Here is a 26,187-nt window from a genome sequence, read left to right as displayed (position 1 = left end):
GGGTCGTTCGGGCGACGACTGGATGACGCCGATGGTGCGGGCCGCATGGGAAAACACCAATGCTGCTTGGGGACAATTGTTTTAGTATTTGGGCCAAATCGGCGCTTCGAGGGTTTCTCCGCATGAGCTTCTGGGATTTCACCCGGAGTCCGGCCAGCGCCCGGCTGCTGGTCGATTTCGGAGACGAACGCGGCGTGCCGCACACGACGCTGCTGGCCGGTACGGGCCTCGCGGATGCGCAACTCGACGATCCTAAAGTCGAGGTGACGGCCGCGCAGGAACTGCGGCTGACCGGCAACCTGCTGCGCGCGCTCGGCCGTGCGCAGGGCCTCGGGTTCGAGGTCGGCCTGCGCTATCACTTCTCCGCGTACGGCGTGTGGGGCTACGGGCTGATCGCGAGCGCGACCGGGCGCGACGCGCTTGCGCTGGCGATGCGCTTCCTGCCGCTCACGTACGCGTACACCGTCATCACGTACCGCGAGGCGCCCGATACCGGCGTGCTCAACTTCGGCGCGCCGGAACTCGACGGCGACCTGAGCCGGTTCCTCGTCGAGCGCGACATGACGGCCGCGGCCGTGCTGCTGCAGGAAATCGCCAGCGGCGATTTCACGTTGTCGCACTTCACGCTGCAGGCCGCGCGCTCGACGTCGCTTGTCGTGCCGCGCATCGCCGGCATCGAGCCGGCGTTCTCGGCGCGCGCGAACAGCCTCGCGTTCGACCGCGGGTTTCTCGACCGGCCGCTGCCGCATGCGAATCCGCTGACGGTGTCGATGTGCGAACAGATGTGCGGGCAACTCGTCGAAGCGCGGCGCGCGCGCGTGGGCACGTCGGAGATGGTGCGCCAGTACCTGGGCTCGACGCCCGGCAGCGCGCCGTTCTCGCTCGACGACATGGCGCGGCTGATGAACACGAGCCCGCGCACGCTCAAGCGCCGGCTGCAGGAGGAAGGGACGACGTTTCGTACGCTGCTTGCGCAGGCGCGTGGCGCGATGGCCGAGACGCTGCTCGGCGACGCGCGGCTGTCGCTCGCGGAAGTGGCCGAGCGGCTCGGTTTCAGCGACCTGTCGAGTTTTTCGCAGGCGTTCAAGCGCTGGTACGGCGTGCCGCCGGGCGCGTATCGCTGCGCGGCGCTGCGAGCGGGCAATCGTCAATGAATCGCGGTACGATCGGCTGCTTGCCTGTCGACATCGCCAACACGAGAGAACCTGCATGATCACGATTCGCCCGATGACCGAGGACGATTTCCCGCGCTTCTGGCCGACCTATCGCGCCATCGTCGCTGCTCAGGAAACCTATGCATTCGATTCCGCGCCGACAGAGGAAGCGGCGCGCGCATTGTGGCTCGGCGCGCCGCTTTGCACGTGGATTGCCGAGGAGGATGGCGTCGTGCTCGGTTCGTACTACCTGAAGGCGAACGCGGCGGGGCCTGGCAAGCACGTAAGCAACTGCGGATACATGGTGAGCGAGGCCGCGCGCGGACGCGGCGTCGCGCGCCTGATGTGCGAACACTCGCAGCAGGTCGCGCGCGAGCGCGGCTTCCTCGCGATGCAGTTCAACTCGGTGGTCGCGACGAACGAGGTCGCGGTCGCGCTGTGGCAGAAGCTGGGATTCGAGATCGTCGGCCGGCTGCCGCGCGCATACCGTCACGCGCGGCTCGGGTTCGTCGACTGCCTCGTGATGTTCAAGTGGCTCGGCGACCCGCCTGCCGCCGAAGCCTGAGCACGCAACCCGCTACCTCGTCAGACGGTGAACGCGCCGTCGAACACGATCCGCTCGTCGAGCGCGAGCGTGCCGCGCGCGAAGATCAGGTCGAGGTGGTGGCTGCCGTTTTCGCCGCCGCCGAGCCCGAGATGCAGGCCGGGGTGGCGTTCCTCGAACCCGGCGTTGCGGCCGTACAGCCCGCGGATGCCGAGGTTCGTGCCGATGCCGAATTCCTCGATGCGCCGGTGATTCGCGTGCCGGTCGAGATAAGTCGTGAAATCGCGCCGGAAGCCCGCGTCGTCGGTGTCGAAATCGACGATCGTGCTGTGTTCGACCTGCAGCGTCGCGAGCCGCTCGGCCACCTTGTACTTGATCGCGAACGGCACGGTGCCGAGAAACGTGCCGCTGAACACGACCGAGCCGTTCAGGTCGGTCACGTGCGTCGCGATCTCGCCGGGCACGACGTCGAGATTGCCCATGCCGTCCACGCTCGTCCATTTCTGGTCCGGCGCGAGCGAGCCCGTCAGCGTGTTGCCGGCTTCGTCGATGAAGCGGATCTGCGATGCGTGCCTGGCCGCGTCGATCAGCCGGCCGTTACGTGCGGCAATGTCGTCGAGCGATTCGGCGAACGCCTCGTCGAGATGCGGGCCGTAATCCTTGAACAGGACCGACTTGCTCCAGTGCTCGACGATCGCGGGGCGGATCGCGGCGAGGAACGGCGGCCCGCTCGGCGACGGGGCCGGCAGGCACGACGAGTCGTACAGCAGCACGAACAGGTCGGCTTCATTGAGCGCGGCGGCGATGTCGGCCGGCGCGGTGCTTTCGAGGCAGAGGGTCGTGGCGTCGAGCGATTCGGGCAGGGCGGAAAAGGCGCGCAACGCGATATCGCGGTTGCGGGTGTCATGGCCGACCAGCAGTTTTCCCGACTCGCCGCGTGCCAGCTTGTCGCGCAGTGCGGGGTGAAACCCGAGCGCGCGGTGCAGGTTCAGCATGCGTATCTCCGGAAGCGGCGGAAGGGCCGAAGCCCTTCCGCGAGAACGGGTGGCCCGCTCAGACCGGCCAGAGCGCGGTGCCGAACGGCACCACGGCATCCTCGACCATCATGTCGACGGCCTCGGGGTGCGTGTCTTCCTGCATCCAGTCAAGCAATTCGATCTGCTGGGTTTCCTGCATGTCAATTCTCCTGTGGTGAACATGAGTGATTCAACATGAAATCGCCGGAAAAAATATTCCCGCTCCTCGTTCAGCATTTTGTGAATGCCGGACAAGTGGCGTCGATATTAGTCTGACGAATTTACGAATGCAATGCGTTGCAAGGTTTTTAGCCGGGACGTGCTAAACACGGGCGTTTCTTCGTGGTCGATGCAGAAAATCCGCCAATAAATCGAATAACGGGGCCGACCTGATTTTTCAATTATCGGGATCGATACCGTTTAAAACCATTCGGTGAATTTTTCTAATATGACATGCAATTACATCGATTATTTCGAATCGCGTGATTCGAAAAAGAGGGCCGCGCGCGCCCATCGCACGCCGGCCCGCGTGCGGCGGCGCCCCCGGTTTTCTGGCACCATCTGACGATCTTGCGCGACGGCTGAAGCCGCGCGCGCCGTCATCAGGACGGCATGACAACGATGGAGACAACCCGATGCGCGCAGCGCCGCAACCGGAACACGCCGGCCCCTCGCGGCCGGACGCCGGCGCAACCGACCCCGACCGCGTGGCCGCGTGGCGGCTCGCGATCGGCCTGTCGCTCGGCAGCGCGATCGCGCTCGGCCTCGCGCGCTTTTCGTATGCGTTGCTGCTGCCGCCGATGAAGGCCGATCTCGGCTGGACATTCGCGCAGGCCGGCGCGCTGAACACCGCGAACGCGGCCGGCTACCTGATCGGCGCGCTCGCGTTTCCGTGGCTGTCGCGGCGCTGGCGCGCGGGCACGCTGCTGGCGGCCGGCTGCGCGCTGACCGGGGTGCTGATGGCCGCGTGCGGGCTCGCGTCGGGCATGCACGTGCTGCTCGTGCAGCGGCTGGCAACGGGTGTCGGCAGCGCGCTGATCTTCATCAGCGGCGGCGTGCTGGCCGCGCGGCTTGCGTCGGCATCGCCGCGCGATGCGGGGCTGCTGCTCGGCCTCTACTACGGCGGCACGGGGTGGGGCATCGTCGCGTCGTCGCTGCTCGTGCCGGCCACGCTCACGCACGGCGTGCACGGCTGGCAGCCGGCATGGTTCGCGCTTGCGGTCGCATGCGTGCTGTTTTCGGTGGTGGCCGTGTCGGCCGCGCGCCGCATCGAGCATGGGCATGCGGCACCGGCCAGGCCGCGCGACGGCACGCCGCCGGCCGCGACCGCGAGCCCGGCCCGTTTCGCGCTCGCGCTGGCCGGCTACGGCCTGTTCGGTGTCGGCTATATCGGCTACATGACGTTCATCGTCGCGCTGCTGCGCGGCGCGGGCATGAGCGGAACGGTGGTCGCGGCGTTCTACGTGATGCTCGGTGTCGCGACCGTCGTGTCGGCGCGGTTGTGGTCGGGGCTGCTCGACCGGATGCGCGGCGGCCAGGCGCTTGCCGTGCTCAATGCGCTGCTCGGCATCGCGACGTTGATGCCCGCGATGTTCGTGCATCCGGCCGCCGCGTTTGCATCGGGCGTGCTGTTCGGGGCGACGTTCCTGTCGGCGGTGGCCTCGACGACGGCCTTCGTGCGGCACAACCTGCCGCCCGACGGCTGGGCGAAAGGGATCAGCGCGTTCACCACGGTGTTTGCATTCGGCCAGATCGCCGGGCCGGTCGCGATCGGCTGGGTGTCGGACAGCGCGGGGCTCGCGCGCGGGCTCGTGTATTCGGCGCTGACGCTGTTTGCGGGCGCGGCGCTTGCGGCCGGGCAGCGCGCCTTGCGCCCGCCCGCTTGATCACGCGAACGTCACCGCACGCATGCCGTGCGCGATACGCGATGAAACGCGCGGCTGAAGTAGATGAGGCTGTCGCCGTCGTCGCGCACGCGGATCGACGTCGCCTCGATGAACATCACCGAATGCGAGCCGACTTCCTTCATCTCGGCGATCGTGCCCTGCAGGCTCGCGAGCGCGTCGCGCAGCACGGGCACGTCCTGCTCACCCTGATCCCATACGGGCAGATCGAAGCGCCGCTCCATCGGCAGATCGGTGAGCCCTGCGAAGTGCCGTGCGAGCAGTTCGTGCTCGGCCGGCAGCACGTTGATGCAGACATGGCGGTTGCGTTCGAAGGTCGCGTGCATCGCGCTCGACCGGTTCATGCACACGAGCAGCGTCGGCGGCGTATCGGTGACCGAGCACACGGCGCTCGCGGTGATCCCGCAGCGGCCGTGCGGCCCGGCCGTGGTGATCACGTTGACGGCCGCGCCGAGGTGGGCCATCGCCTGGCGGAAGGACTTCTGCGCGTCGGTCGGTTCGACGCGCGCCGGTCGCGGGATATCGGTCGTGGAAGACATGGGCGCTCCTGATTGGACGAAAGCGGCGATCGCGCAGCGCTGCCGGAGCAGCGCCGGATCGCCGACGATGACCCAAGCGTACGTCGCGAAAATGCGGCCGACCATTCGCACGATTGACGATGAAGATGGCATTCTCGCCAACGTGTCTAAAGGTTCTACCTAGATGCGCGCCGCATCGCCCGAAAAAAATCGCGATTACGCGTTCGTGCGGCACGTGAAGGGGTTTCCAGCGGGTTTTCGGCTCGTTATGATGTGCCGCACACCCCCAGCGAACGACGCACGCGGCACGCCGGACACCGGCCTCTCGCGCAGCGCGTGCGATACCCATACCGATATTCAGCGAGACACCCGCGATGACGACGTCACCCGCACCGATCGTATACATCGTCGACGATGACAGCGGCATGCGCACGTCGCTCGCGTGGTTGCTCGAATCGGTCGGCATCGCGTCCGAAGGGTTCGCGAACGCCGCCGATTTTCTCGCACGCTTCGACGTGAACCTGCCCGCGTGCCTCGTGCTCGACGTGCGGATGCCGGAGAAAAGCGGCTTCGACGTGCAGGCCGAACTGAATGCACGCGGTGCGACGCTGCCGGTGATCTTCGTCAGCGGGCACGGCGACATTCCGATGTCGGTGCGCGCGCTGCAGAACGGTGCGATCGATTTCGTCGAGAAGCCGTACAACTCGCAGCAGATGCTCGAACGGGTGCAGCGCGCGCTGCGGCTCGCACAGCAGCGGCATGCGGTGAGCCAGCGCCACCGCGAGCTGCGCCAGCGGCTCGATGCGCTGACGGCGCGCGAGAAGGAAGTGCTGCGCGGCGTCGTGGACGGCAAGGGCAGCAAGCAGATCGCGTCGGACCTGTCGATCAGCGTGAAGACCGTCGACGTGCATCGCGCGAGCATCAAGGAGAAGCTCGGCGCGACGTCGATCGCCGCGCTCGTGCGCGACGTGATGGTCGTGTGGGGCGACGGCGGGGAGTCGTCGCGATAGGGGCTGTCGCGCTCAGCGCATGTAGAGCCCGCCGTTGATGTCCCAGCACGCGCCGTTCGCGAAGTGCGCGTCGCCCGACGCGAGCAATACGGCTGCATCCGCCACGAATGCGGCCGACCCGAGCTTGCCGCCCGGCAGGCTTGCCAGCACCTGGCGCAGTTTTTCTGGCGCTACGCTTTCGTACACGATCGGCAGGTCGAGCGGGCCCGGCGAGATCGCGTTGACGGTCACGCCCTGCGCGGCGAGATCGCGTGCAAACACCTTGGTCAGCGTCAGCGTGCCGCCTTTCGCGGCCGCGTAGTGCGCACCCGTCGCCGAGCCGCCGTTCTGGCCGGCGAGCGATGCGATGTTGACGATGCGGCCCGCGCCGCGTTCCGCGAAATACTGGCCGAACACCTGGCAGCCGAACAGCACGCTGCGCAGGTTCACGTCGATCACCTGGTCGAACTGCTCGGCCGTGATCTCCATCGCCGGCACGACCTTCGACGCGCCCGCGTTGTTGACGAGCACGTCGATCGTGCCCCAGCGTGCGACGAGCGCATCGCGCGCGGCTTCGAAATCGCGTTTCGACGTGACGTCGAGTGACAGCGCGATCGCGCGTTCGGCGCTCGGGTCGAGGTCGCGCGCATGCGCGCGAATGGCGTCGGCGGCGATATCGGCCAGTGCGACGCGGTAGCCGGCTGCGTGAAAGCGTTCGGCGATGACGGCGCCGAGCCCGCGCGCGGCGCCGGTGACGAGGACGACTCGATCTGACATGGTGCGTGATTCCCTGGTTTGCGGGCGCACGCCGGTTGAAGCGGCGCCCGCATCGTGGTTCAGGCGGCGAGTGCCGCTTCGAAGTGCGCTGCGATCGCGCAGACCTGTTCGTCCGCGCCCTTGCGCCCGACGATCTGGAGCCCGGCTTTCAGCGGCGAACCTGCTATCGGCAGCGGCAGGCTGAGCGCCGGATGGCCGCTCAGGTTGAACGGGCGGATCAGCGACGACATCGCGATGACCGACACGCCGTCGCGTGCCTGCCGCAGCGTGATCGGCAGCGCGGGCAGCGTCGGCAGCACCAGCACGTCCGCGTGTTCGAGCGCCGCATCGACCTGCGCGGTGAAGCGTGCGCGGATGGCCTCGGCTTCCGCGCGTGCCGCAGGTGTCGTCGTCGCGGCCGTGCGCAGGCGCGCATCGAGATCGACGCCGAGCTGGCCGGTTTCGACCAGATGGCCGAACGCGCGCGACGTTTCCGCGTTGATGACGGTGAGCCCTGCCGCGAACGAAGCCGGCATATCGTCGAGCGTGACCTGCTGCGAGTACAGGCCCGACGCGCGGACGGCCGCATCGAGCGCGGCAGCGATCGCCGGATCGGCTTCGACCGCGATTTGCGCAACCGTGCAGCCCGCCACGGCGGCCGCAGCCTGTGCGCGATCGAAGCCCGGCGCGATGGCGGCCATCACCGCGGCGAGCGTGCGGATATCGCGTGCAAACGGCCCGACGCAATCGAGCGTCGTGTCGGCGGGCGCGACGCCGCGCCGCGACACGCGGCCGAAGGTCGGCTTCAGCCCGGCCACGCCGCAGCACGCGGCCGGCCCGCGAATCGAGCCGCCCGTGTCGGTGCCGAGCGCCGCATCGACGGCGCCGAGCCCGACGAGCGACGCGGAGCCGCTCGACGAGCCGCCGGGAATGCGCGTGGCGTCCTGCGGGTTGACCGGCGTGCCCGTGTAGTCGTTGATGCCCGTCATGCCGAACGCGAGTTCATGCATGTTCGCCTTGCCGGCGATCTGCCAGCCGGCGTCGAGCAACAGGCGGACCACATCGGCGTGTTGTGCGGCCGGCGGCGCATCGGCGAGCGCGCGGCTTGCGGCGCGGGTCGGATGGCCCGCGATGTCGATCGTGTCCTTGATCGCGATCGTGGGGCCGGGGCCGCCGAGCGTGAAGGTGTCGATGAAGCCTGTCATGGTCGGTATCGTGAGAAAGCGGTGGAGTGCATCAGGACCGGGGCGCGGCGGCGAGCGGCCACGGGCCGTCGAGTACGCGCTCGGTGCGGAAATGGCGGATCAGCCACGCAGCGCCGTGGGCGGCCGGCGCGAAATCGATGGTCAGCCGCGCGGCGATCAGGTCGGCCGACCCGTCTGCATAGCGCGACGCTTGCAGCATGATCCAGCGGCCGCGCGCGCTCGCGTTGCCGGCGCCGATCTCGATCGACTCCGATGTCAGAAAATGCAGGTTCGCCGAGAAATGCGGATCGGGCGGCAGGTAGCGGCCGAGCATCGCGACGATTGCGGCCGTGCCCTCGAGCCGGCCGAACTTCTGCGCGTACTGCGGGCCGATGCCTTCCCACACGGCGTCGGCGGTGAACAGTTCGGCGAGCGGTGGCCCGTCGCCCGCGTCTTCGGGCACGTCGCACAGCGCCATGTAGCGCGTGATCGTCGCACGCACCGCGCGCTCGGCGTCGAGTGCGGCCATACGCTGCGCGAGCGCGTCGATCAGGCCCGGTGACAGGTCGGTCATCGCACGCCTCACGCCGCGGGCTTCGCGGCCGGCGGCACGGTCAGCGCGCGGCCGACGCGTGCTTCGATCTTGCCGTAGCGCCACAGGTTGTATTCGCCGACGGGCGTCGTGCGATACAGGTTGCACACGGCGACCGTCGTGTCGAAATCGGCGACGTCGGCCATGATGTAGAACGTCCACGGCGCGCCGTCGGCCTGGCCGACCACGAGGCGGTCGTCGTCCATCACGCCGAGCACGCGCACGCCGGGCATCGCTTCGACGGCCGCGAGCATCGCGCCGTACGCCTGCCACACTTCGCCGATCTTCTCGCGCGGCAGGTCGAAGAAGTTCTGCGACACGCCGCAGCAGAACAGGACGCGCAGCGGCAGCGGATTCGAATCGGACATATCGGGTTCTCCAGAGGAATCGGTGGGGCGCATGAAGCGGCCGGCGACGGTGCTTCGGCATGGGCTTCATGCGCGTTAAAAATCGTTCGGGCGACGCAGGTTACAGATAGCCGGGAAACGGCGTGACACCGGTGAACACCGCGCCGGCGCCGTCGAAGTTGCCTTCGCCGAGAAACGCGTGCTGCGTGACGACCATCGCGTCGCGCAGCAGCCGCTGCAGCGGGTGCGTGCGATAGATCGCCGCCGTGCCGCCGAGGCGGTACGCGCGTTCGACGACGCTCGCGCCTTCGCGTGCGATCTGCGTCGCGGCGAGCCGCAGCAGGCTGACCTGTTCGGGCGTCACCGGGTTGCCGGCGAGGATCGATTGCCACACGGTGTCGGTCGCGTCGTAGAAGAACGCGCGCGCCGAGCGCAGTTGCGCCTCGGCCTTCGCGAGCTCGATGCGGTAGTACGCGCGATCGGCGAGACGCGGCGCGCCGGTCGTCGTCTGCCGGCCGCCGGACATCCGGTTCACGACATCGAGCGCGGCGCGCGCGAGGCCGAGATTGACGACGGCCAGCACCTGCGCGGCATACGCAACGGTCGGGTAGCGGTACAGCGGCTCGTCGACGGTCGGCTCGCCGCCGCGCACGAAGGTCCACGCTTCGGGCACGAAGCGGTCGTTCACGCGCAAGTCATGGCTGCCGGTACCCTGCATGCCGACCACGCTCCAGTTCTCGACGATCTCGACATCGGCCGCACGGAACACGGCCGTGCGCGGCTTGTTCGGCGCCGCATCCTGCGCGCCCGGCACGGCAATGCCGACGCCGAGCCAGTCGGCACCCTTGCAGCCGCTCGCGAATTTCCACGTGCCGTTCACGCGCCAGCCGCCCGGCGCGGCCTGCGCCGGCTGCACCGGGAACAGGCCGCCCGCGAATACCTGGTCCGGGCCGCTCGCGTACAGCTCGGCCTGGGTCTCGAGCGGCAGCGCGGCGAGATAGACGTTCGCGGAGCCGAAGCTCGCGACCCATGCGGCCGAGCCGTCGGCAGTCGCGATCCGCTCGATCATGTCGAGGAACGCGGTCGGCGCGAGCGCGTCGCCGCCGAAGCGGCGCGGCGTGCCCGCGCGATAGATGCCGGCCTGCCTGAACAGCGCGATCACGTCGCGCGGCACGTGTGACAGGCGGTCGAATTCTTCGCGGCGCGCGGCGACGGTTTCGATCGCCGCGTCGAGCGGCGACAACTGCTCGGCCTCGCTGCCTGCCACGGACGGCGATGACGGCGCGGGTTCGATGGCGAGGGCGGCTTGCGGCATGGTTGTCTCCTGGGCGAATAAGGGTTCGGATGCGGGGCGGCATGCGTGCCGTGCGGGTTTGCGGACAGGCAGCACGACGATGCAACCAGTCTAGAAACGCCGAAAACACGCAGCAATTGGTGCGTTGGGCCGCGCGACTGGTGACGTTCCGTGCCGGCCTAAAGAAATCTTCAGATGCGATCGGCGCGCGCCGGTGCTATGTTGGGTTTCCGGTTGCGCGACGCCGCGCGCCTTCACCCGAATCCGATCATGAGTTTCCCCGACGAAGACGATTTCCACCGGCTGCTCGACGCGCTGACGACCTGCGTGCTGCTGCACGACGCGCAGACGAAGGCGATCGTGTGGGCGAATCGCGCCGCGTGCATCGCGCTCGGCTTTTCCGTCGAGGAATTGCTGCCGCTGAAGGCGCCGGACATGACGCGCCCCGAACCGAAGTACCGGCGCGAGATCGCGGTGAGCGCATGGGATCGCGCACTCGTCGACGGGCCGCAGGTGTACGAGTGGTGCTATCGATCGCGTACGGGCGTCGACATGCTGTCCGAGGCCACCGCGACCTACGTGCCGCTGCGCGGGCACGACGTCGTGATGGTGCAGTTCCGCGACATCAGCGCGGAAGAGGCGGTCCGCCAGCAATTGCGCCGCTACGAGGCGCGGTTGCGCGAATTCATGCAGGATCTCGACGAAGGCATCGCGGTCGTGACGCCGCACGGCGGCGTGCAGTTCATCAGCGAGTCGGGGCGCCGCGTGCTCGGGCTTGCGGCCGACGAAGCGCTCGGCGAGGTGCTCGACTACTGCTCCGAGGCCGATCGCGACCGCCTTGTCGCACAACTGCGCGATGCGCCGTCGGCGTACCCGTCCGCGCCGCAGCGCTACCGGATCGTGCGGCGCGACGGCTCGTCGTGCTGGCTGCGCATCCTGTGCCGGCAGGTCGAGATCGAAGGCGATCTCGACGGGCTGCTCGTGCAGTTCCGCGACGTGAGCGACGAAGTCGCGATCGAGGACGCGCGCCGCGCCGAAGCGCGCCTGCTCGAACACGCGGGCCGCTACAACGCGATGGGCGAGATGGCGAGCGTGATCGCGCACGAGCTGAGCCAGCCGCTCGCGGCCGTGCGCAATTTCATCGAAGGTGCGGTGCGGCGGCTGAACGGCAACGGCGCCGTCGACGACGCGATCTGGGGGCTGCGCAGCGCGGACCGGCAGGCCGAGCATGCGGCGCTGATCATCAAGAGCGTGCGCGAGTTCATCGTGAAGCGCGAGCCGGCCGTCGCGGTCGCCGACCTGCGCGACATCCTCGCGGACGTCGCGTACTTCATCGAGCTGCGTGCGAAGGAAGCCGGCGTGACGGTCGCGATCGTGCAGGCCGGCCTGCCGCTGCCGATCCGCTGCGAGCGCGTGCTGATCGGGCAGGTGATCCTGAATCTCGCATTCAATGCGATCGAGGCGTTCGCCAGTTGCGAGCGCATGCCGCGCACGCTGACGCTCGGTACGGCGAACGTGGCCGGGCATGCCGAACTGCGTGCGATCGATAACGGTCCGGGTATTGCGGAAGATGCGCACGACCGGCTGTTCGACGGTTTCTCGTCGTCGAAGGCCGGCGGCAACGGGATCGGGTTGTCGCTGTGCAAGAGCATCGTCACGCGCCACGGCGGGCGGATCGCCGCGAGCCCGGCCGACGGCGGCGGGCTCGACTGCCGCGTGACGCTGCCGCTCGCCGGCACGCACGCGTAGCCGCTGCGTCGCGTCACGGCCGGGCGGCGACGCGCGGCGCACGATCAGCGCCCCAGCGCCCGCGCGGTCTGGCCGCCGATGCCGAAGTCGGTGTTCGGAATGTCCTTGATGATCACGCGTGTCGCCTGCAGCGGCGCGTCGAGCACGTTCGCGCCCGCACTGGACAGCGCGGCGATCAGCGCGCGTTTCTGTGCGTCGGTGCGGCCGGCGATCAGGATCGCGACGATCACCGGCAGCGACGGCGGCGCGCCGTCCGCGGCACTGCGGCCGCCGAGGCCGATATGCGTCGCGGGCAGTTCGGTGAGCAGTACGCGAACGGATTCGACCGGTGCGCCGATCGCGTCGACGGTCGCACCGGTCAGCCTGGCGATCAGCTCGGCCTTGCGCGCGTCGTCATGGCCGGCCGGCAGGAAAACTTCGAGTGTGGGCATGGTGGTCCGGAAAGGTGAAGGTTGCCGGCTCACCTTTGCGCGTGCAGCGGTGAACCGGCCACGGCTTACAGCAGGAAGCCGATCGCGCTGAGTGCTTCGGTCGAGTCGATCAGGCGCACGACCTTCCCGGCGATCCGCATCTCGCCTTCGGCATCGACGTGCAGCTTGTGCGTGACGTCGGCCGCGAACAGCGTCGCGACGCCGCGCTTGTACGCGACGACGACCTGCGCCGATTTCAGCTCGACGGTGCCGGCGCTGCTGCTTTCCAGCGTGAAGCGCGACACGGTGCGCACCGTGCGCGCCGCGTCGGTCGCCGACGCCGAGTAACCGGACACCATCCGCTGTACGCGTTTCTCGCGCATGTCCTGGTCGTCGAACACGTAGTTCAGCGTCGCCGCGAAATCGGTCGTGTCGGGGTCGATCGGCACCACGTAGTGGCCGGCCGGATCCCACAGGTCGAGCCAGGCGCGGTAGTCGCGGCGGTCGAGCATCTCGGCTTCGCGCCACACGAATTCGACCGCGCGGGCGAAGGTCTGCTCGGAAAAGAGGGCGTTGCGGTCGTCCATCATTGTTGCTCCATCATCTTGCGCCATTGCTGATACGCCTCGCGCATGCCGGTCTCGTCGGTCGCATGCGCGGTCTTTTCGCCGTTTGCGGCGGTCGTCTCGCGGTTCAGCCCGCGATTGACGAGGATCGGCACGTCGGGGCCCGCGTGCGCGCCGCGCTGCACGCGCTCCCAGGCTTCCGCGTCGTCGGGGCTGCCGAAGCCGAACGGGCCCTGGAAATGCTCGTGGATGCGCAGCCGCTCGCGGTTCGCTTCGTCGGGGCCGCCGTCCATCGCGAGCGCGACGTGGCGGATCTCGGTTTCGTTCGCGGCGATCGGCCGCAGCACGCGGAAGAACGCCATCGACAGCGCGAGGTTCGGGAACAGGTTCAGGTTGAAGCCGACGCCCATCAGCGAGCGCACGATGCGGCGCACGGCCTCCGGCGAATGGCGCTCGGCGAGCTTCGCCGCGAGCGGCGCGAAGCGCTCGGGCAGCGGCGCGCCGTCGTCTTCGTCGAGGTCGATCAGCTCGGGCATCAACACCGCGAGGCTGTGACCGTTGCCGAGCCCGCGGCAGAACGCATCCTCGCTCGTCATGAAGCTGGTGATCGCGGCGGCCGTCTCGTCGTCGATCGACTTCATCCACGACTTGTGCACGACCGGGAAGTGGTAGAGGTCGGTCGTGTTCTCGAGCTGGATCTTCCAGTTGCCCTTGAACTTGAACTTGTGTTCGCCGTTCGCCTTGATCGGGTAGCCGGCGCCCTGTTTCATGAACAGGTCGATCCACGGCTTCGCGCCGCCGAGGAAATCCTCGAGCGATTCGATGTCGTCGTTGAAGCTCGCGAAGATCAGCCCCTGGTACACGCCGGCGCGCAGCTTCACGAGCGGCAGGTCGCGTTTCTCGCACACGCCTTCATAACCGTCGCCGTACGGCAGCGCGCGCAGCGTGCCATCGAGTGCATACGACCAGCTGTGATACGGGCACGTGAAACCCTTCGCGTTGCCCTTGTGAGATTCGCACACGGTCGCGCCGCGATGGCGGCAGCGGTTCTGCAGCACGTTGATCTCGCCGGTCTTGTCGCGCACGACGATCACCGGCTGGCGGCCGATCGTCGTCGTGATGAAGTCGCCCGGGTTCGGCAGTTCGCTCTCGTGCGCGACCCAGATCCAGGTGCGGTAGAAGATGCGGTCGAGCTCGGCCTCGAACAGCGCGGGATCGTGATACATCGCGGGCGCGATGCGGTCGGGCTGCGCGAGACCGTGCAACGCGCGGGTGTCGATCGTCTGGTAGGAAATGTCGCTCATCGTCGTCGTGGGGAAAGAGTCGCGAAATCGGGCCGCGTCATGCGCGGTATCGAGTACCCAGTCTCGTCTCATGCTATATATCCGTCAAATTGATCTAAAATTAGCCAGTCAATAAATACGGCAAATAATGGAGGCAACGATGACGTCGGTCGATCATCTCGATCTGAACCTGTTGCGCGTATTCCAGGCGATCGTCGAAGAGCGCAGCCTGACGAAGGCCGGCGAGCGGCTCGCGCTGTCGCAGCCGGCCGTCAGCTATTCGCTCGGCCGGTTGCGCACGCTGTTCGACGATCCGCTGTTCGTGCGCACGCGCGCGGGCATGCAGCCGACGCCGGTCGCGCTCGAGCTCGCGGGGATCGTCGGCAAGGCGCTCGACATGGTGCGCGTGGCGCTGCGCTACGCGGAGCGCTTCGATCCGGCCACCAGCACGCGCACGTTCAGGGTGTCGCTGTCGGATGCGGGCGAGATGGCGTACCTGCCGGCGATCTGCCAGGCGCTGCGCGAGCGCGCGCCGCGCGTGACGCTGAGCGTGCAGCCGCTGCCGGTGGAGGAGATCGAGGAGGCGTTGCGTGCGAGCCGGCTGGATTTCGCGATCGGCAACCTGCCGGAACTGATGCCGCGCACGCGCCACCAGGTGCTGTTCGAGGAAACCTACGTGTGCATGACGGGCCGCCGGCGCGGGCTGCCGGCCGGCGCTGTGTTGAGTCTCGAGCAGTTCGTGCGCGCCGCGCACGTGAACGTGAAGTCGGTCGAGCACAGCCATCACGCGCTCGACGACGCATTGCGCGCGCAGGGCGTGGGCCGCAACATCGCGCTGGAAGTACCGCATTTCGTTGCGCTGCCGAGCGTGCTGTCGGTCACCGATCTCTATGCGACGCTGCCGAAGCGGCTCGCGCAGATCCTGAACCGCGACAACGCATTCCGCCTCTATGACCTGCCCGTCACGTTGCCGCCCGCACCGGTGACGATGCACTGGCACGAGCATTTCCACGAGGACGAAGGCAATGCGTGGATGCGCGCGCTGCTTGCCGAGATCGTCGAGCGTTTCGACGACGCGTGACGGCAGCCGGCGCGCGCCGGCCGCTTCAGAGATCGAGCACCAGCACTGCCGAACGCGAGCGCGACACGCAGCAGCAGATCACCGTGTTGCTCGCGCGTTCGGCCTTGCTGAGGCAGTGGTCGCGATGATCGGGCTCGCCGTCGATGACGGGCACCATGCACGTGCCGCACACGCCTTCGCCGCACGACGTATCGACTTCGATGCCGATCCGCGCGAGCGCGTCGACGATCGACGTGTCGGGCGCGACGCGCACCGTTTGCCCGCTGCGCTGCAGCCGCACTTCGAAGCCGTCGGCCGGGCCGGTGCCGGCTTCGGCGTGGCCCGCATCGGCGGAGACGGGTTCTGCAGCGAAGCGTTCGAGGTGAATCGCGCCTTCAGGCACACGCGTCGCGGCGGCCGCGACGACCGCATCCATGAACGGCCCCGGGCCGCACGTGTAGACATGCGCTTGCGCATCGATCGACGCGACGCAGCGGCCGAGTTCGGCCGCGAGCGCATCGGGCTCGACGCCGTAGTGGAACGTGACGTGCGACGCGAACGGCTCGGCCGATAGTGCGTCGACAAAGGCGGCGTGCTCGCGGCTGCGTGCGAAATAGTGCAGTTGATAACGCGCGCCACGCTTGTGCAGCGCGTACGCCATCGCCAGCAGCGGCGTGATGCCGATGCCGGCCGCGATCAGCACGTGCTCGCTCGCGTCATCCGTCAGACGAAACAGGTTGCGTGGCGTGCCGATCGACAGCTCTGCGCCGACGGCCACGTCGTCGTGCAGTGAACGCGAGCCGCCGCGCGACTGCGCTTCCTTCTTCACCGCGAACAGGTAGCTGCCGCGCTCGTCGGGGTTGCCGCACAGCGAGTATTGCCGCGTGATGCCGGACGGCGCGGTGACGTCGATATGGGCGCCCGGTTCGTACGCATCGAACGGCCGGCCGTCGATGCGCGAAACCCGGAAACAGCGGATGTCCTGCGCCGCGTCGATCAGCGCGTCGATCCGGACCTGGTGGCGGTTCGCTTGCATGGGAAATTCCGTGGGGTAGGAGGAAAGCGGCGCGGCAGAGCCCGCGCCGTCATGCGATCGAGAATAGGGATGGGCGTCGCATAAATCAAATCGATTAAAAAGCGATGCCGGAATCAGTCGGATGGATAATGCTTGGGCCGCCGTCGGTGCTCAACGCGCGGCGATCGCGTCGCCCGCACCGGCGGCCAGCGGTGCCGCTGCCGATGCGTGACCGCGTTCGCGATCGAGGCTGCGGCGATAGTGCCGGCAACCGGCGGCGAGCAGCAGCGCGGCGAGCGTGGCCGCCGCGACGTTGACGATCGACATCGAATGGCCGACCGCGGCCGGTGTGCCGAACACGCGATCGGTGAACAGCGCGACGACGGTCGTGCCGATCCCGAGCGCGATCAGGTTCGACACGAGCAGGAACAGCGCGGAGATCTGCGCGCGCATCTGGTTCGGCGCGAGCGTCTGCATCGCGGCGGTCGACGTCGGCATCGGGAACGACGCGAAGAACATCGCGACGACCAGCACGGCCAGCGACGCGGGCAGGCTGTCGAGCTGCGTGAAGAGCGTCGCGGGAATCACCATGCATGCGGCGCCGATCGCACCGGCGCGCATCGGCGCATCGGCCCGGCCGCGCCGCAGCAGCCAGTCGTTGAGCCAGCCGCCGCAGAACACGCCGGCCGTATTCGCGACCAGCAGCACGATGCCGAGCGTGTAGCCGGCTTCGACGGCCGTCATCCCGAAGCGGCGGATATAGAACGCGGGCGTCCAGCTCAGCAGGCAGTACAGCGTCATCGCGTAGAACGAGAAACCGAGGTAGTGGCACGAGAAGGTCGCGCGATGCGTGCCGACGAAACGCAGCGAATCGCGCATCGACACGCGCCGCACGGCGCCCGAGCGATCCTGCGCGAGCCCCTTGCGCTGCGGGTCGCGCACGGTCGCGGCGAACAGCAGTGCAACCAGGATCCCCGGCAGCCCGACGATCAGGAACGTGACCTGCCACGCGTGCACCTGCCCGACGACCGGCAGCGTGAACGCGCTCGCATGCTTGAGCAGCGCGATCACGTAGCCGCCGATCAGGAACGCGACGCCGCCGCCGATGAACGAGCCGAGCGAATACACGGCGATCGCGCGCCCGAGCTTCTCCTTCGGGAAGTAGTCGGCAAGCATCGAATACGCGCCGGGCGACAGCGCGGCTTCGCCGACCCCCACGCCCATCCGCGCAATGAACATCTGCACGAAATGCTGGCTGAGCCCGCACGCGGCTGTCGCGACGCTCCACAGTGCGATGCCGATCGAGATGATGCGCGGGCGCGCATAGCGGTCGGCGAGATACGCGACCGGCAGCCCCATCACCGCGTAGAACAGCGAGAACGCGAAGCCGTTCAGCAGGCTGAACTGCGTGTCGGACAGGTGCAGGTCGCGCTTGATCGGTTCGATCATCAGCACGAGGACCTGGCGGTCGACGAACGAAAAGACGTACGCGAGCATGCAGATGACGACGACATACCATTCGTACGTATAGCGCTTGCCGTCGGCAGCGCGGGCCGTGGATGCGGACATGCGGATTCTCCAGGAGCGGGCGGTGGAAATGCGCGGCAGCGGCCTTGCGGGCCGGGCGCCGTCGCGGCGCGAAAGCGTGCGGGTGACACGATCGGAGACGCAGCGTAGTCGGCCAAATTCGGCCGCCATAGCCGGAGTGACAGCGGCGCCACACGGACATTTACCGACCCGGATAAAGAAAACACCGAGACCGTGCGCGCGCACCGCCGCGCAGCGCGCGTGCGGCGGGGCGCGCGCGCCTCATGCGGCGCATCTATAAGCGTTATAGAGCGCATTGCGTCGACGTCCGAAATTGTCGTTCCTAGACTCGGCCCGTTTTTTATCGGCAGCGTTGGCCCCCTGTGGCGAACGCGCTTCACACCACGCGGCGCGACGCCGAACGGCGCCGGCACTTCTACGGGACGACGAACATGAACCAACCGAACGGGCGGGCCGACCGGCTTGCCGTACCGCTTGTCGCGCTGCTTGCGTGCATCGCACTGCCGGCGGCCGCGCAATCGAGCGTGACGCTCTACGGCCGCATCGACACCGCGATCGAATACGCGAACGCCGGGCCGAGCCACGTGACGCGCATGGGCAGCGGCAACCTGTGGGCGTCGCAGTGGGGGTTGAAGGGCGTCGAGGATCTCGGCGGCGGCTACGCGACGATCTTCAAGCTCGAGGACGGCTTCAACGCGGGCAGCGGTGCGCTGTCGAACAGCAGCGCGCTGTTCGGCCGCGAAGCGTGGGTCGGCATCACGGGGCCGTTCGGCGGCGTGCAGTTCGGCGAGCTCTACACGATCGTGCATACGACGCTCGTCACGTACAGCCTGCCGGGCCTCGGCGCGGGGCTCGCATGGGGCAACGCGACCAACAACTTCGTCGGGCCGGCGTTCCTGCGCGTGCGCAACTCGATGCGCTACACGTCGCCGCGCTACGCGGGCTTCCTGCTGCGCGCGATGGCCGCGCGCGGCACCAACGGCGCGGCCGGACAGCCGGCGACGCTCGGCGATACGTATGGCGCGGGCATCAACTACGTGCGCGGCGGCCTGTCGGTCGACGTCGACTACATGCAGCAGAAGTTCAGCCCGGTGGCGGCGTCCGCGCTCGGCGACACGAGCCCGGCCGCAAACGGCAACTACACGCTCGGCGCGATCTCGTACGACTTCAACGTCGTGAAGGTCGCCGCGCTGTACATGCGCCATCGCGGCGGCCCCGACGTCGCGACCGCGATCGACAGCCAGAGCGCGTATCCGCACAGCGACGTCGTGGAGCTGAGCGCGACGGTGCCGATCGGGCGCGCGTCGCTGCTGCTGAGCGTCGGTCACTACCGGAAGATCGCGGACAGCGACGGCAACGCCGATTCGTACGGCATCCGCTTCGACTATCCGCTGTCGAAGCGCACGGTGCTGTACACGGGCGCCGCGATGGTGCGCAACGGCGCGCATGCGCGCTTCGTCGTCAACGGCGCGGCGGGCGGCGGCGTCGCGGTCGCCAAGCCGGGCGCGACCGCGAGCTCGATCGTCGCGGGCATCCTCACGTCGTTCTAGGTGTGTCGGCGGGCCCGCTTGCGCCGCTACGCGCAGGCGGGCGGCTGCGGGGCGAGCCATGCGTCGAACGGCGCCTGCTCGCCGATATTGAACAGTTCGAGCAGCAGCGCGCGCAGCCAGCGGTGGCCGGGGTCCGCGTCGAAGCGCCGGTGCCAGTACGCATTGACGGCCCATTCGCAAGCGCCAGCGATCTCGTACAGCACGCACGGCTGCCGCGCGGCGAACGTGATCGCGATCGTCTCCGGCAGGATCAGCGCGTAGTCGCCGTCCTGCAGCAATGCGGGCACCACCATGAAATCGGGCAGCGCCGCGCGCACGCGCGGCATCAGTTCGTGCCGTTCGAGCAGTTGCATCGACTGCGGATGCGACGTGACCGCGACGAAGCGCAGGGTGTCGGGTGTCGCGCCGTCGAGCACGAAATCGTCGGGCAAGCCGACACGCTGGGCGGTGCGGCGCGGCATCAGCAGCACGCAACGTTCGTGCAGCAGTGCGGTGCGCTGGAAGTGGCTCGATGCATCGGCGAAATGCCCGAGCGCGAAATCGATGCGCCCCGATTCGAGCGCGACGTTGAGCTGGCATTCGTCGACGTGCAGCGTCTCGATCACCGCACCCGGCGCGCGCCGGTCGAACGCGGCGAGCAGCGTCGGCAGGAATGCGCTCGCCGCGAAATCGCTCATGTGCAGGCGGAACACGCGCTGCGTGCTGTCGGGCGTGAAGCGCGAGCCTTCGTCGAGCACGTCCTGCAGGATCGCAAGCGCCTTGTCGACCGAGATCGCGAGCCGCTGCGCACGCGGCGTCGGCTCCACGCCGGTGCCGGTGCGCACGAACAGCGCGTCGCGGAACATCAGCCGCAGCCGGCCGAGCGCGTGGCTGACGGACGGCTGCGTGACGCCGAGCCGCAACGCCGCGCGGCCGACGTGCCGCTCCTCGTAGACCGCGCGAAACGTCTTCAACAGGTTGAGATCGAGATCCTGCACGCGCAGGCCGTCGGATGAGTCGGCCTCCTTCGTTGAAGGTTCGGCGCGGGCCGGGGCCGCGGGGCGGCCGGTTGCGGGATGCGTCATCGTGTCTGCCTCGCGGTGACGGAAGGCGCGTGGCCGTAACGCCGCGCATATGCCTTCGCGAAATGGCCGAAGCCGTGGATGCCGTGCGCGATCAGCACGTCGGTCACGCTGTGCGCGTCGCCGCGTTGCAGCGCCGCGTGCACCGCGGCGAGCCGGCGCTCGCGCACGTACGCGGCCGGCGTGGTGTGCAGGAACGCGCGGAACGCGTGCTGCAGCGTGCGCGGCGCGACACCCGCGACCGTTGCGAGCGCGGCGAGCGCGAGCGGTTCGCCGAGATGCGCGTCGACGTGGTCGCACGCGCGGCGCACGTGCGCCGGCAAGGGCGGCGTGCCGCGTGCGAGCGCGTCGCTGTACGCGTGCGGCAGGTGCGTGAGCAGCAGCGACATCAGCCACGCGCTGAGGTCCGCGCCGAACACCGGCGAGGCCGTGCCGATGCCCGGCTGCGCGCCGAGGCGGCACAGGTATTCGAAGGTCGGCAGCACGAACGCGGCGCCTGCGCCTGCGCCGCCGGCTGCGAGATCGAACTGCAGCGGCCGCGTGAGTGTCGCCTGCAGCATGTCCTGCAGCTTGCGTTCGAGCGCGCCGCGTTCGAGCCGCAGTACGAGGTTGCGGCAATCGGGGCTCGTGCGCAGGCGGCTCGCGAGCGCGGGCGACGACACGGTCAGCTCGCCGGGGCCTGCGCATGCGACGACGCTGCCGGCCTGAAGCTCGCATGCACCCGCGAGCGTCAGCCTGAACAGGAAGTGATCGGCATCGTCGCCGAAATCGATGCGCGTTTCGCGGCCGTAGCAGAGTTCGAGCAGCGCGCCGTGGTGCAGCGGCACTTCGTACAGCTCCGCATGAAACGGATCGCGGCCGTGAGCGGCCATCCGGTGCGGCCCGAGCCGGTGTGCGACCGCGCGTTCGACTTCGTCGGGCGCCTGCAGCGTGCCGAGCCGGTTCGGCGCATGGCGGGAAAGTGCGATGTCCATTGATAGGCCTCGTAGCGGATGCAGGGGCGCGGCGCCATGCGCCGCGCCGCGATTGCGTTGCGCGAACGGGCGTGTCGTTGCGCGTTTTGAAGCGACGCGGCGAGGGCGGCCGCGTAGTCTCGGAAACACTCAATCACCGGGAGAAAACGATGAAGGCATGTGTTCTGGGCGGCGGCCACGGCTGCCATGCGGCGGCGATCGACCTGCTCGAAAAAGGCCATGACGTGACGTGGTGGCGGCGCGACCGCGAGCCGCACGCGCGCCTGCGCGAGCTGGGCGTGTTGAACGTGACCGACTGTCGCGGCAAGCGGACGGTGCCGCTCGGCGACGCACCCGGCGCGATCCGCCTGACCGACGATCTCGCGGCCGCGCTGCGCGGCGCGCAGCTCGTCGTGGTGCCGCTGCCGGCCACGTCGCACGATGCGCTCGCCGCGCAGGTTGCGCCGCTGCTGGAGGACGGGCAGGTCGTGTTCCTGCCGCCCGGCACGTTCGGCAGCATCGTGTTCGCGCGTGCGGCGGCCGACGCCGGCAACCGTTCGCGTGTCGCGTTCGCCGAAACGGGCACGCTGCCGTACCTCGTGCGCAAGCATGGCGACAACGAGGTCGTGATCAGCGCATACGCGACGCGGTTGCCGACCGGCGTGTTTCCGGCGAGCGCGGCCGGCTGGGCGTTCGACGTGCTGCGCGCGGGCTATCCGTCGGTCGAGCCGGTCGAGGATGCGTTGTCCGGCGCGCTGATGAACGCGGGCCCGGTGATCCATCCGCCGCTGATCCTGATGAACGCGGGGCCGCTCGAACACTTCGATGCGTGGGATATCCATCACGAAGGCACGCAACCGTCGATCCGCCGCGTGACGAATGCGCTCGACGCCGAACGCATCGCGGTGCGCGAAGCGCTTGGCTACCGTGCGCCGCATTTCCCGCTCGCCGATCACTACGCGACCGAAGGCGACGAGTGGATGTACGGGCGCGGCGCGCACGGCAAGCTGACCGATAGCGGCGACTGGCGCGAGAAGATCGATCTGCGTACGCATCGCTACATGCTCGAAGACACCCGGCTCGGGCTGTCGTTCATCGTGTCGTGCGGGCGCTGGGCCGGCGTGCCGACGCCGGTCGCGCAGGGGCTGCTGAGCATCGCGAGCGCGGTCGCGGTGCGCGAGCTGTATGCGGAAGGGCGCACGCTGGAGCGGCTCGGGCTGGCGGCGCTGTCGAAGGATGCGCTGCGCGCGCTGCTCGACGCGGGGTACTCGGCATGAAGGCGGCCGCCGATGTGACGCGCATCCATGTGCTCGGTGCGGGACGCATGGGGCAGGGGATCGCACTCGTGTTCGCGTTTGCGGGCCTCGACGTGACGCTGATCGACTTCAAGCCGCGCGACGCGGCGGGCTGGCAGGCATTCGACGCGCGGACCCGTGACGAGATGGTGCGGCCGCTGCACGCGCAGATCGCGCACGGCCGCATCGATGCCGCGCAGGCCGACGCTGTCGTCGCACGCATCGCGCTCGTCTCGTACGGCGGCGCGGCAGACGCGGTGCGCGACGCCGATATCGTGTTCGAAGCGCTGCCCGAAGTGCTCGATGCGAAAGCCGGGGCGCTGCGCTGGCTTGGCGAACACGTCGATGCGCGCGCCACCATCGCGTCGACCACGTCGACGTTCGTCGTCACCGAGCTGCAGCGTCATGTCACGCACCCCGAGCGGATGCTGAACGCACACTGGCTGAATCCCGCGCTGCTGATGCCGCTCGTCGAGATCAGCCGCAGCGCTGCGACGGATCAAGCCATCGTCGACGCACTCGCCGCGTTGCTCGAACGCGTCGGCAAGCAGCCGGTGATCTGCGGGCCGGCGCCCGGCTATATCGTGCCGCGCATCCAGGCGCTCGCGATGAACGAAGCCGCGCGGATGGTCGAGGAGGGCGTCGCAAGCGCCGAGGATATCGACACGGCGATCCGTACCGGCTTCGGGCCGCGTTTCGCGGTGCTCGGGCTGCTCGAATTCATCGACTGGGGCGGTTGCGACATCCTGTACTACGCGTCGACGTACCTGGCCGGCGAGATCGGCCCGCGCTTCGCACCGGCCGCGAGCGTCGTACGCAACATGGAAGCCGGCCGCGACGGCGTGCGCACGGGCACCGGCTTCCATGACTATGCGGACGTCGACGTGCCCGCGTACATGCGACAGCGGCTCGGCGAATTCGCGCGGCTGCTCGATCACCTGGGGCTTGCACCGGCGTTCGACAGCGCGCGGCACGCCGCCGGGCGCTGACCGTCGCCCGGTCATGCGGCGTCGCCGCGCGAACCGTCGGCGTGCGTGGTGCGCGTCTCGCGCATCACGCACAGCGTGGCGACCGTGACGAGGCCGAGCGCGACGAGGAACAGCGACACGGGCCACGACGCGTGATAGCGCGCGAGCAGCGCGGTCGCGATCAGCGGCGACATCCCGCCCGCGAAGATCGATGCGACTTCGTGCCCGAGCGCGACGCCCGAGTAGCGCACCTCGGTGCTGAACAGCTCGCCGACGAGCGCGGGCAGCGTGCCGATCATCGCGCCGTGGCTGACGGCCGTGCCGACCGTCAGCGCGAGCCACACGAGCGGCGTCACGCGCGTATCGAGCAGCCAGAAGAACGGAAACGCACAGGCGACGAGGCTCAGCGCGCCGATCAGGTACACGGGCTTGCGGCCGATCCGGTCGGACAGCCTGCCCCAGGCGAGCATCGCGCCCATCTCGACGATCATCGCGATCATCACGCCGGTCAGCATCACGCCGTTCGGAATGCCGACGTACTTGCCGTAGACGAGCGAGAACGCAAGGAAGATGTACGCGCCGCCGTTCTCGGCCACGCGCAGCCCCATCGCGAGCAGGATTTCCTTCGGGTGACGGCGGATGCACTCGACGATCGGCAGATGCGCATGCTTGCCGCGCTTGCCGGCCTGCTCGAAGTCGCGGCTTTCCGGCAGGTGGCGGCGGATATAAATGCCGATCGCGAAGATGACGATGCTCGCGAGGAACGGCAGCCGCCAGCCCCACGTGCGGAACGCGTCGTCCGGCAGCGCCTGCGCGGCGAGGAACGCGGCCGACGACAGCACGAAGCCGCCGCCCACGCCGAGCTGGCTCCAGGCGGCGTAATAGCCGCGCTGCTGGGGCGGCGCGTTCTCGCTGATCATCAGCACGCCGCCGCCCCATTCGCCGCCGGATGCGACGCCCTGCAGCAGGCGCAGCACGACGAGCGCCGCCGGCGCCCACAGGCCGACCTGCGCGTAGGTCGGCAGGAGGCCGATTGCGAAGGTCGACGCGCCCATGATCAGCAGGGTCCACACGAGCGACGCCTTGCGCCCGTAGCGATCGCCGACGTGGCCGAACACGATCCCGCCGAGCGGCCGCGCGACGAAGCCGAGCGCGAATGCCGCGAACGCGGCGAGGCTGCCCGCGAGCGGCGAGGCCCCGGGCGGAAAGAACACGTGGCCGAACACCAGCGCCGCGGCCGTGCCGTACACGAAAAAGTCATACCACTCCATCGCGTTGCCGGCGACGGAAGCGATGACGATCCGGCGCAGTTGCCGGTCGGCGAGCGGCCGGGCGGCGCTCGGGGATTGCACGGTGTCGGTCGGGTACATGGCGGACTCTGAAGGGGGAGGCGGGCACGCGCCGTCTGTGCGGCACTGCGGGCTAGTGTTGTCGGCACCGCCTTCCCGGTCAAATCCGCAGAAAAAGGGGAGTGTCATCACTCCCGCAAATGATGGTCGCGGCAGGTGCGGGCGGCTATTTCACGCGCGCCTGCAGCAGCGCGACGATGCGTTGCACCAGCGGCGGCAGGTACGCGCCCGCCCGATGCATCGCGGCGATGCGCCGTCCGAGGTCGAGTTCGCCGGGCAGCAGGTCGAGCGCGCGCAGTCCGTTGAGCTGATCGAGCGCCTCGGTCCCGCCGACGCACAGCAGCGGCGTGCCGCGCAGCAGGTGCAGCAGCGACGTGCTGCCGAAATCCGTTTCGACTCGCAGGCGTGGGCCGGGCAGGCCGCGCGCGCGGAACGCGTCGTCGATCTGGCGCCGCACGGGCAGCGTCGTTTCGGGCAGCAGCCATTCCTGGTCGACGAGATCGGCGAGCGTGAGGCTGCGCTTGCGCTGCAGCGGATGCGCTTCGTCGGCGAGCACCGACAGGCGGTCGCTGAACAGCTCGACGCGCACGAGCGTCGCGTCAGGCTGAATCGGTGCGGGCGCCACGACGAGATCGAGCTCGCCGGCCGCGAGCAGATCGAGCAACTCGCGCGCGAGCCGGCAGCGCAGCCGCAGCTTCGCGGCCGGCCGTTCGCCGATCAGTTGCCGGCACGCGCCGAGCACCAGCGCGGTCGGCACGGTCGGCGAGTAGCCGATCCGCACGACGCCCTGCTCGCCGCCGCGGATCGCGCGCATCTCCTGCATCGCATCGTCGAATTCGAGCGCGATCCGCTGCGCGCGCGCGACGAACCGCGCACCGGCCGGCGTCGGCGTCATGCCGCTCGCGGTTCGCTCGAACAGCGTCACGCCGACCTGCGTCTCCAGCCGCTGCATGGCCTTGGTGAGCGCCGGCTGCGACAGGCCCAACGCGTCGGCAGCCTTGCCGACGCTGCCGTGCCGTTCGACGGCCAGCAGGTATTCCAGATCGCGCGTATCCATCAGGGAATTCCAATGAGTTATGATT

The 26,187-nt window shown here is 68.8% G+C and carries 26 protein-coding genes; 9 read left to right on the top strand and 17 right to left on the bottom strand.

Annotation, left to right across the window (positions count from 1 at the left end):
• The first annotated feature begins 122 nt into the window (after window positions 1-122).
• Window positions 123-1,154, top strand: a complete 1,032-nt coding sequence (locus BLA15945_RS15605; RefSeq protein WP_059237562.1) for an AraC family transcriptional regulator — start codon at window positions 123-125, stop codon at window positions 1,152-1,154.
• Between the two features lie 55 nt (window positions 1,155-1,209).
• Window positions 1,210-1,719: a GNAT family N-acetyltransferase gene (locus BLA15945_RS15600; protein ID WP_059237561.1), complete on the top strand. Its 510-nt coding sequence runs from the start codon at window positions 1,210-1,212 to the stop codon at window positions 1,717-1,719.
• Between the two features lie 20 nt (window positions 1,720-1,739).
• Here BLA15945_RS15600 and BLA15945_RS15595 read toward each other — a convergent pair whose 3' ends face one another.
• Complete coding sequence (locus tag BLA15945_RS15595; protein WP_059237560.1) at window positions 1,740-2,693, bottom strand: hypothetical protein; 954 nt, start codon at window positions 2,691-2,693, stop codon at window positions 1,740-1,742.
• A 58-nt stretch (window positions 2,694-2,751) separates the two neighbouring features.
• Window positions 2,752-2,874 (bottom strand): hypothetical protein, encoded by a 123-nt coding sequence (locus tag BLA15945_RS37855; RefSeq protein ID WP_006479692.1) that lies wholly within the window; start codon window positions 2,872-2,874, stop codon window positions 2,752-2,754.
• Between the two features lie 475 nt (window positions 2,875-3,349).
• On the opposite strand from BLA15945_RS37855, the gene BLA15945_RS15590 reads away from it, so the two are divergent.
• Window positions 3,350-4,600, top strand: coding sequence for a YbfB/YjiJ family MFS transporter (locus tag BLA15945_RS15590; RefSeq protein WP_174992844.1), 1,251 nt, complete (start codon window positions 3,350-3,352; stop codon window positions 4,598-4,600).
• Window positions 4,601-4,611: 11 nt separating this feature from the next.
• Here BLA15945_RS15590 and hpaC read toward each other — a convergent pair whose 3' ends face one another.
• Window positions 4,612-5,157, bottom strand: a complete 546-nt coding sequence (hpaC, locus tag BLA15945_RS15585; RefSeq protein ID WP_174992843.1) for a 4-hydroxyphenylacetate 3-monooxygenase, reductase component — start codon at window positions 5,155-5,157, stop codon at window positions 4,612-4,614.
• Window positions 5,158-5,510: 353 nt separating this feature from the next.
• Between hpaC and BLA15945_RS15580 the strand changes: the two genes are divergently transcribed.
• Window positions 5,511-6,146, top strand: coding sequence for a response regulator transcription factor (locus tag BLA15945_RS15580; protein ID WP_174992842.1), 636 nt, complete (start codon window positions 5,511-5,513; stop codon window positions 6,144-6,146).
• Between the two features lie 12 nt (window positions 6,147-6,158).
• On the opposite strand, the gene BLA15945_RS15575 is transcribed toward BLA15945_RS15580, so the two are convergent.
• From BLA15945_RS15575 to BLA15945_RS15555, 5 genes are all read right to left on the bottom strand, one after another.
• Window positions 6,159-6,902 carry an SDR family NAD(P)-dependent oxidoreductase gene (locus BLA15945_RS15575; protein ID WP_174992841.1) on the bottom strand — a complete coding sequence of 248 codons (744 nt, stop codon included), beginning with the start codon at window positions 6,900-6,902 and terminating at the stop codon, window positions 6,159-6,161.
• A gap of 59 nt (window positions 6,903-6,961) precedes the next feature.
• The gene (locus tag BLA15945_RS15570; protein WP_174992840.1) at window positions 6,962-8,086 is read right to left on the bottom strand and encodes an amidase; all 1,125 of its coding nucleotides are present in this window, start codon (window positions 8,084-8,086) and stop codon (window positions 6,962-6,964) included.
• A 31-nt stretch (window positions 8,087-8,117) separates the two neighbouring features.
• Window positions 8,118-8,639: a nuclear transport factor 2 family protein gene (locus BLA15945_RS15565; RefSeq protein WP_174992839.1), complete on the bottom strand. Its 522-nt coding sequence runs from the start codon at window positions 8,637-8,639 to the stop codon at window positions 8,118-8,120.
• An 8-nt stretch (window positions 8,640-8,647) separates the two neighbouring features.
• The gene (locus BLA15945_RS15560; protein WP_011356094.1) at window positions 8,648-9,025 is read right to left on the bottom strand and encodes a hypothetical protein; all 378 of its coding nucleotides are present in this window, start codon (window positions 9,023-9,025) and stop codon (window positions 8,648-8,650) included.
• A gap of 100 nt (window positions 9,026-9,125) precedes the next feature.
• The gene (locus tag BLA15945_RS15555; protein WP_174992838.1) at window positions 9,126-10,319 is read right to left on the bottom strand and encodes an acyl-CoA dehydrogenase family protein; all 1,194 of its coding nucleotides are present in this window, start codon (window positions 10,317-10,319) and stop codon (window positions 9,126-9,128) included.
• 174 nt (window positions 10,320-10,493) lie between these two features.
• On the opposite strand from BLA15945_RS15555, the gene BLA15945_RS15550 reads away from it, so the two are divergent.
• The gene (locus BLA15945_RS15550) at window positions 10,494-12,047 is read left to right on the top strand and encodes a sensor histidine kinase (RefSeq protein WP_059237545.1); all 1,554 of its coding nucleotides are present in this window, start codon (window positions 10,494-10,496) and stop codon (window positions 12,045-12,047) included.
• Between the two features lie 44 nt (window positions 12,048-12,091).
• On the opposite strand, the gene BLA15945_RS15545 is transcribed toward BLA15945_RS15550, so the two are convergent.
• From BLA15945_RS15545 to BLA15945_RS15535, 3 genes are all read right to left on the bottom strand, one after another.
• Window positions 12,092-12,478, bottom strand: coding sequence for a tautomerase family protein (locus BLA15945_RS15545; protein ID WP_174992837.1), 387 nt, complete (start codon window positions 12,476-12,478; stop codon window positions 12,092-12,094).
• A gap of 65 nt (window positions 12,479-12,543) precedes the next feature.
• Window positions 12,544-13,047 carry an aromatic-ring-hydroxylating dioxygenase subunit beta gene (locus tag BLA15945_RS15540; protein WP_059237543.1) on the bottom strand — a complete coding sequence of 168 codons (504 nt, stop codon included), beginning with the start codon at window positions 13,045-13,047 and terminating at the stop codon, window positions 12,544-12,546.
• Window positions 13,044-14,327 carry an aromatic ring-hydroxylating oxygenase subunit alpha gene (locus BLA15945_RS15535; RefSeq protein WP_174992836.1) on the bottom strand — a complete coding sequence of 428 codons (1,284 nt, stop codon included), beginning with the start codon at window positions 14,325-14,327 and terminating at the stop codon, window positions 13,044-13,046. The genes BLA15945_RS15540 and BLA15945_RS15535 overlap by 4 nt, the downstream gene beginning before the upstream one ends.
• A gap of 139 nt (window positions 14,328-14,466) precedes the next feature.
• On the opposite strand from BLA15945_RS15535, the gene BLA15945_RS15530 reads away from it, so the two are divergent.
• Window positions 14,467-15,387, top strand: a complete 921-nt coding sequence (locus tag BLA15945_RS15530) for a LysR family transcriptional regulator (RefSeq protein ID WP_174992835.1) — start codon at window positions 14,467-14,469, stop codon at window positions 15,385-15,387.
• Between the two features lie 25 nt (window positions 15,388-15,412).
• Here the strand turns inward: BLA15945_RS15530 and BLA15945_RS15525 are convergent, their stop codons facing one another.
• A complete protein-coding gene (locus tag BLA15945_RS15525; protein ID WP_174992834.1) occupies window positions 15,413-16,402 on the bottom strand; it encodes a PDR/VanB family oxidoreductase in 990 nt (329 codons plus the stop codon).
• 150 nt (window positions 16,403-16,552) lie between these two features.
• Window positions 16,553-17,950 carry a spinster family MFS transporter gene (locus tag BLA15945_RS15520; protein ID WP_059237540.1) on the bottom strand — a complete coding sequence of 466 codons (1,398 nt, stop codon included), beginning with the start codon at window positions 17,948-17,950 and terminating at the stop codon, window positions 16,553-16,555.
• A gap of 410 nt (window positions 17,951-18,360) precedes the next feature.
• Here BLA15945_RS15520 and BLA15945_RS15515 point away from each other — a divergent pair, with 410 nt between their 5' ends.
• On the top strand, window positions 18,361-19,479 hold the full coding sequence (locus tag BLA15945_RS15515; protein ID WP_174992833.1) for a porin: 1,119 nt from the start codon (window positions 18,361-18,363) through the stop codon (window positions 19,477-19,479).
• A gap of 26 nt (window positions 19,480-19,505) precedes the next feature.
• Here the strand turns inward: BLA15945_RS15515 and BLA15945_RS15510 are convergent, their stop codons facing one another.
• Window positions 19,506-20,543 (bottom strand): LysR family transcriptional regulator, encoded by a 1,038-nt coding sequence (locus tag BLA15945_RS15510; RefSeq protein ID WP_174992832.1) that lies wholly within the window; start codon window positions 20,541-20,543, stop codon window positions 19,506-19,508.
• On the bottom strand, window positions 20,540-21,514 hold the full coding sequence (locus tag BLA15945_RS15505; protein WP_174992831.1) for an AraC family transcriptional regulator: 975 nt from the start codon (window positions 21,512-21,514) through the stop codon (window positions 20,540-20,542). Before BLA15945_RS15505 ends, BLA15945_RS15510 begins: the two co-directional genes overlap by 4 nt.
• Window positions 21,515-21,663: 149 nt before the next feature.
• Between BLA15945_RS15505 and BLA15945_RS15500 the strand changes: the two genes are divergently transcribed.
• On the top strand, window positions 21,664-22,770 hold the full coding sequence (locus BLA15945_RS15500; RefSeq protein WP_059237537.1) for an NAD/NADP-dependent octopine/nopaline dehydrogenase family protein: 1,107 nt from the start codon (window positions 21,664-21,666) through the stop codon (window positions 22,768-22,770).
• Window positions 22,767-23,777: a 3-hydroxybutyryl-CoA dehydrogenase gene (locus BLA15945_RS15495; RefSeq protein ID WP_174992830.1), complete on the top strand. Its 1,011-nt coding sequence runs from the start codon at window positions 22,767-22,769 to the stop codon at window positions 23,775-23,777. Before BLA15945_RS15500 ends, BLA15945_RS15495 begins: the two co-directional genes overlap by 4 nt.
• A gap of 11 nt (window positions 23,778-23,788) precedes the next feature.
• Here the strand turns inward: BLA15945_RS15495 and BLA15945_RS15490 are convergent, their stop codons facing one another.
• Together BLA15945_RS15490 and BLA15945_RS15485 are read right to left on the bottom strand one after the other, a co-directional pair.
• Window positions 23,789-25,126: an MFS transporter gene (locus BLA15945_RS15490; protein WP_174992829.1), complete on the bottom strand. Its 1,338-nt coding sequence runs from the start codon at window positions 25,124-25,126 to the stop codon at window positions 23,789-23,791.
• Between the two features lie 145 nt (window positions 25,127-25,271).
• A complete protein-coding gene (locus BLA15945_RS15485) occupies window positions 25,272-26,162 on the bottom strand; it encodes a LysR family transcriptional regulator (RefSeq protein WP_059237534.1) in 891 nt (296 codons plus the stop codon).
• Between the last annotated feature and the right edge of the window lie 25 nt (window positions 26,163-26,187).

Origin of the sequence: Burkholderia arboris, from assembly GCF_902499125.1 — a bacterium.
Classification (GTDB): domain Bacteria; phylum Pseudomonadota; class Gammaproteobacteria; order Burkholderiales; family Burkholderiaceae; genus Burkholderia; species Burkholderia arboris.
The sequence above is the reverse complement of the archived record's forward strand: the minus strand, read 5'-3'. Positions and strand labels throughout refer to the sequence as shown.

Bases quoted from the DNA above. Each gene is read 5' to 3' on its own strand.
- BLA15945_RS15545 (WP_174992837.1), bottom strand. From the start codon at position 12,478: ATGCCCACACTCGAAGTTTTCCTGCCGGCCGGCCATGACGACGCGCGC.
- BLA15945_RS15550 (WP_059237545.1), top strand. From the start codon at position 10,494: ATGCGATCGGCGCGCGCCGGTGCTATGTTGGGTTTCCGGTTGCGCGAC.
- BLA15945_RS15560 (WP_011356094.1), bottom strand. From the start codon at position 9,025: ATGTCCGATTCGAATCCGCTGCCGCTGCGCGTCCTGTTCTGCTGCGGC.
- BLA15945_RS15600 (WP_059237561.1), top strand. From the start codon at position 1,210: ATGATCACGATTCGCCCGATGACCGAGGACGATTTCCCGCGCTTCTGG.
- BLA15945_RS15590 (WP_174992844.1), top strand. From the start codon at position 3,350: ATGCGCGCAGCGCCGCAACCGGAACACGCCGGCCCCTCGCGGCCGGAC.
- BLA15945_RS15520 (WP_059237540.1), bottom strand. From the start codon at position 17,950: ATGTCCGCATCCACGGCCCGCGCTGCCGACGGCAAGCGCTATACGTAC.
- BLA15945_RS15490 (WP_174992829.1), bottom strand. From the start codon at position 25,126: ATGTACCCGACCGACACCGTGCAATCCCCGAGCGCCGCCCGGCCGCTC.
- BLA15945_RS15495 (WP_174992830.1), top strand. From the start codon at position 22,767: ATGAAGGCGGCCGCCGATGTGACGCGCATCCATGTGCTCGGTGCGGGA.
- BLA15945_RS15535 (WP_174992836.1), bottom strand. From the start codon at position 14,327: ATGAGCGACATTTCCTACCAGACGATCGACACCCGCGCGTTGCACGGT.
- BLA15945_RS15510 (WP_174992832.1), bottom strand. From the start codon at position 20,543: ATGACGCATCCCGCAACCGGCCGCCCCGCGGCCCCGGCCCGCGCCGAA.
- BLA15945_RS15530 (WP_174992835.1), top strand. From the start codon at position 14,467: ATGACGTCGGTCGATCATCTCGATCTGAACCTGTTGCGCGTATTCCAG.
- BLA15945_RS15595 (WP_059237560.1), bottom strand. From the start codon at position 2,693: ATGCTGAACCTGCACCGCGCGCTCGGGTTTCACCCCGCACTGCGCGAC.
- BLA15945_RS15540 (WP_059237543.1), bottom strand. From the start codon at position 13,047: ATGATGGACGACCGCAACGCCCTCTTTTCCGAGCAGACCTTCGCCCGC.
- BLA15945_RS15505 (WP_174992831.1), bottom strand. From the start codon at position 21,514: ATGGACATCGCACTTTCCCGCCATGCGCCGAACCGGCTCGGCACGCTG.
- BLA15945_RS15575 (WP_174992841.1), bottom strand. From the start codon at position 6,902: ATGTCAGATCGAGTCGTCCTCGTCACCGGCGCCGCGCGCGGGCTCGGC.
- BLA15945_RS15580 (WP_174992842.1), top strand. From the start codon at position 5,511: ATGACGACGTCACCCGCACCGATCGTATACATCGTCGACGATGACAGC.
- BLA15945_RS15565 (WP_174992839.1), bottom strand. From the start codon at position 8,639: ATGACCGACCTGTCACCGGGCCTGATCGACGCGCTCGCGCAGCGTATG.
- BLA15945_RS37855 (WP_006479692.1), bottom strand. From the start codon at position 2,874: ATGCAGGAAACCCAGCAGATCGAATTGCTTGACTGGATGCAGGAAGAC.
- BLA15945_RS15555 (WP_174992838.1), bottom strand. From the start codon at position 10,319: ATGCCGCAAGCCGCCCTCGCCATCGAACCCGCGCCGTCATCGCCGTCC.
- BLA15945_RS15485 (WP_059237534.1), bottom strand. From the start codon at position 26,162: ATGGATACGCGCGATCTGGAATACCTGCTGGCCGTCGAACGGCACGGC.
- hpaC (WP_174992843.1), bottom strand. From the start codon at position 5,157: ATGTCTTCCACGACCGATATCCCGCGACCGGCGCGCGTCGAACCGACC.
- BLA15945_RS15525 (WP_174992834.1), bottom strand. From the start codon at position 16,402: ATGCAAGCGAACCGCCACCAGGTCCGGATCGACGCGCTGATCGACGCG.
- BLA15945_RS15500 (WP_059237537.1), top strand. From the start codon at position 21,664: ATGAAGGCATGTGTTCTGGGCGGCGGCCACGGCTGCCATGCGGCGGCG.
- BLA15945_RS15515 (WP_174992833.1), top strand. From the start codon at position 18,361: ATGAACCAACCGAACGGGCGGGCCGACCGGCTTGCCGTACCGCTTGTC.
- BLA15945_RS15570 (WP_174992840.1), bottom strand. From the start codon at position 8,086: ATGACAGGCTTCATCGACACCTTCACGCTCGGCGGCCCCGGCCCCACG.
- BLA15945_RS15605 (WP_059237562.1), top strand. From the start codon at position 123: ATGAGCTTCTGGGATTTCACCCGGAGTCCGGCCAGCGCCCGGCTGCTG.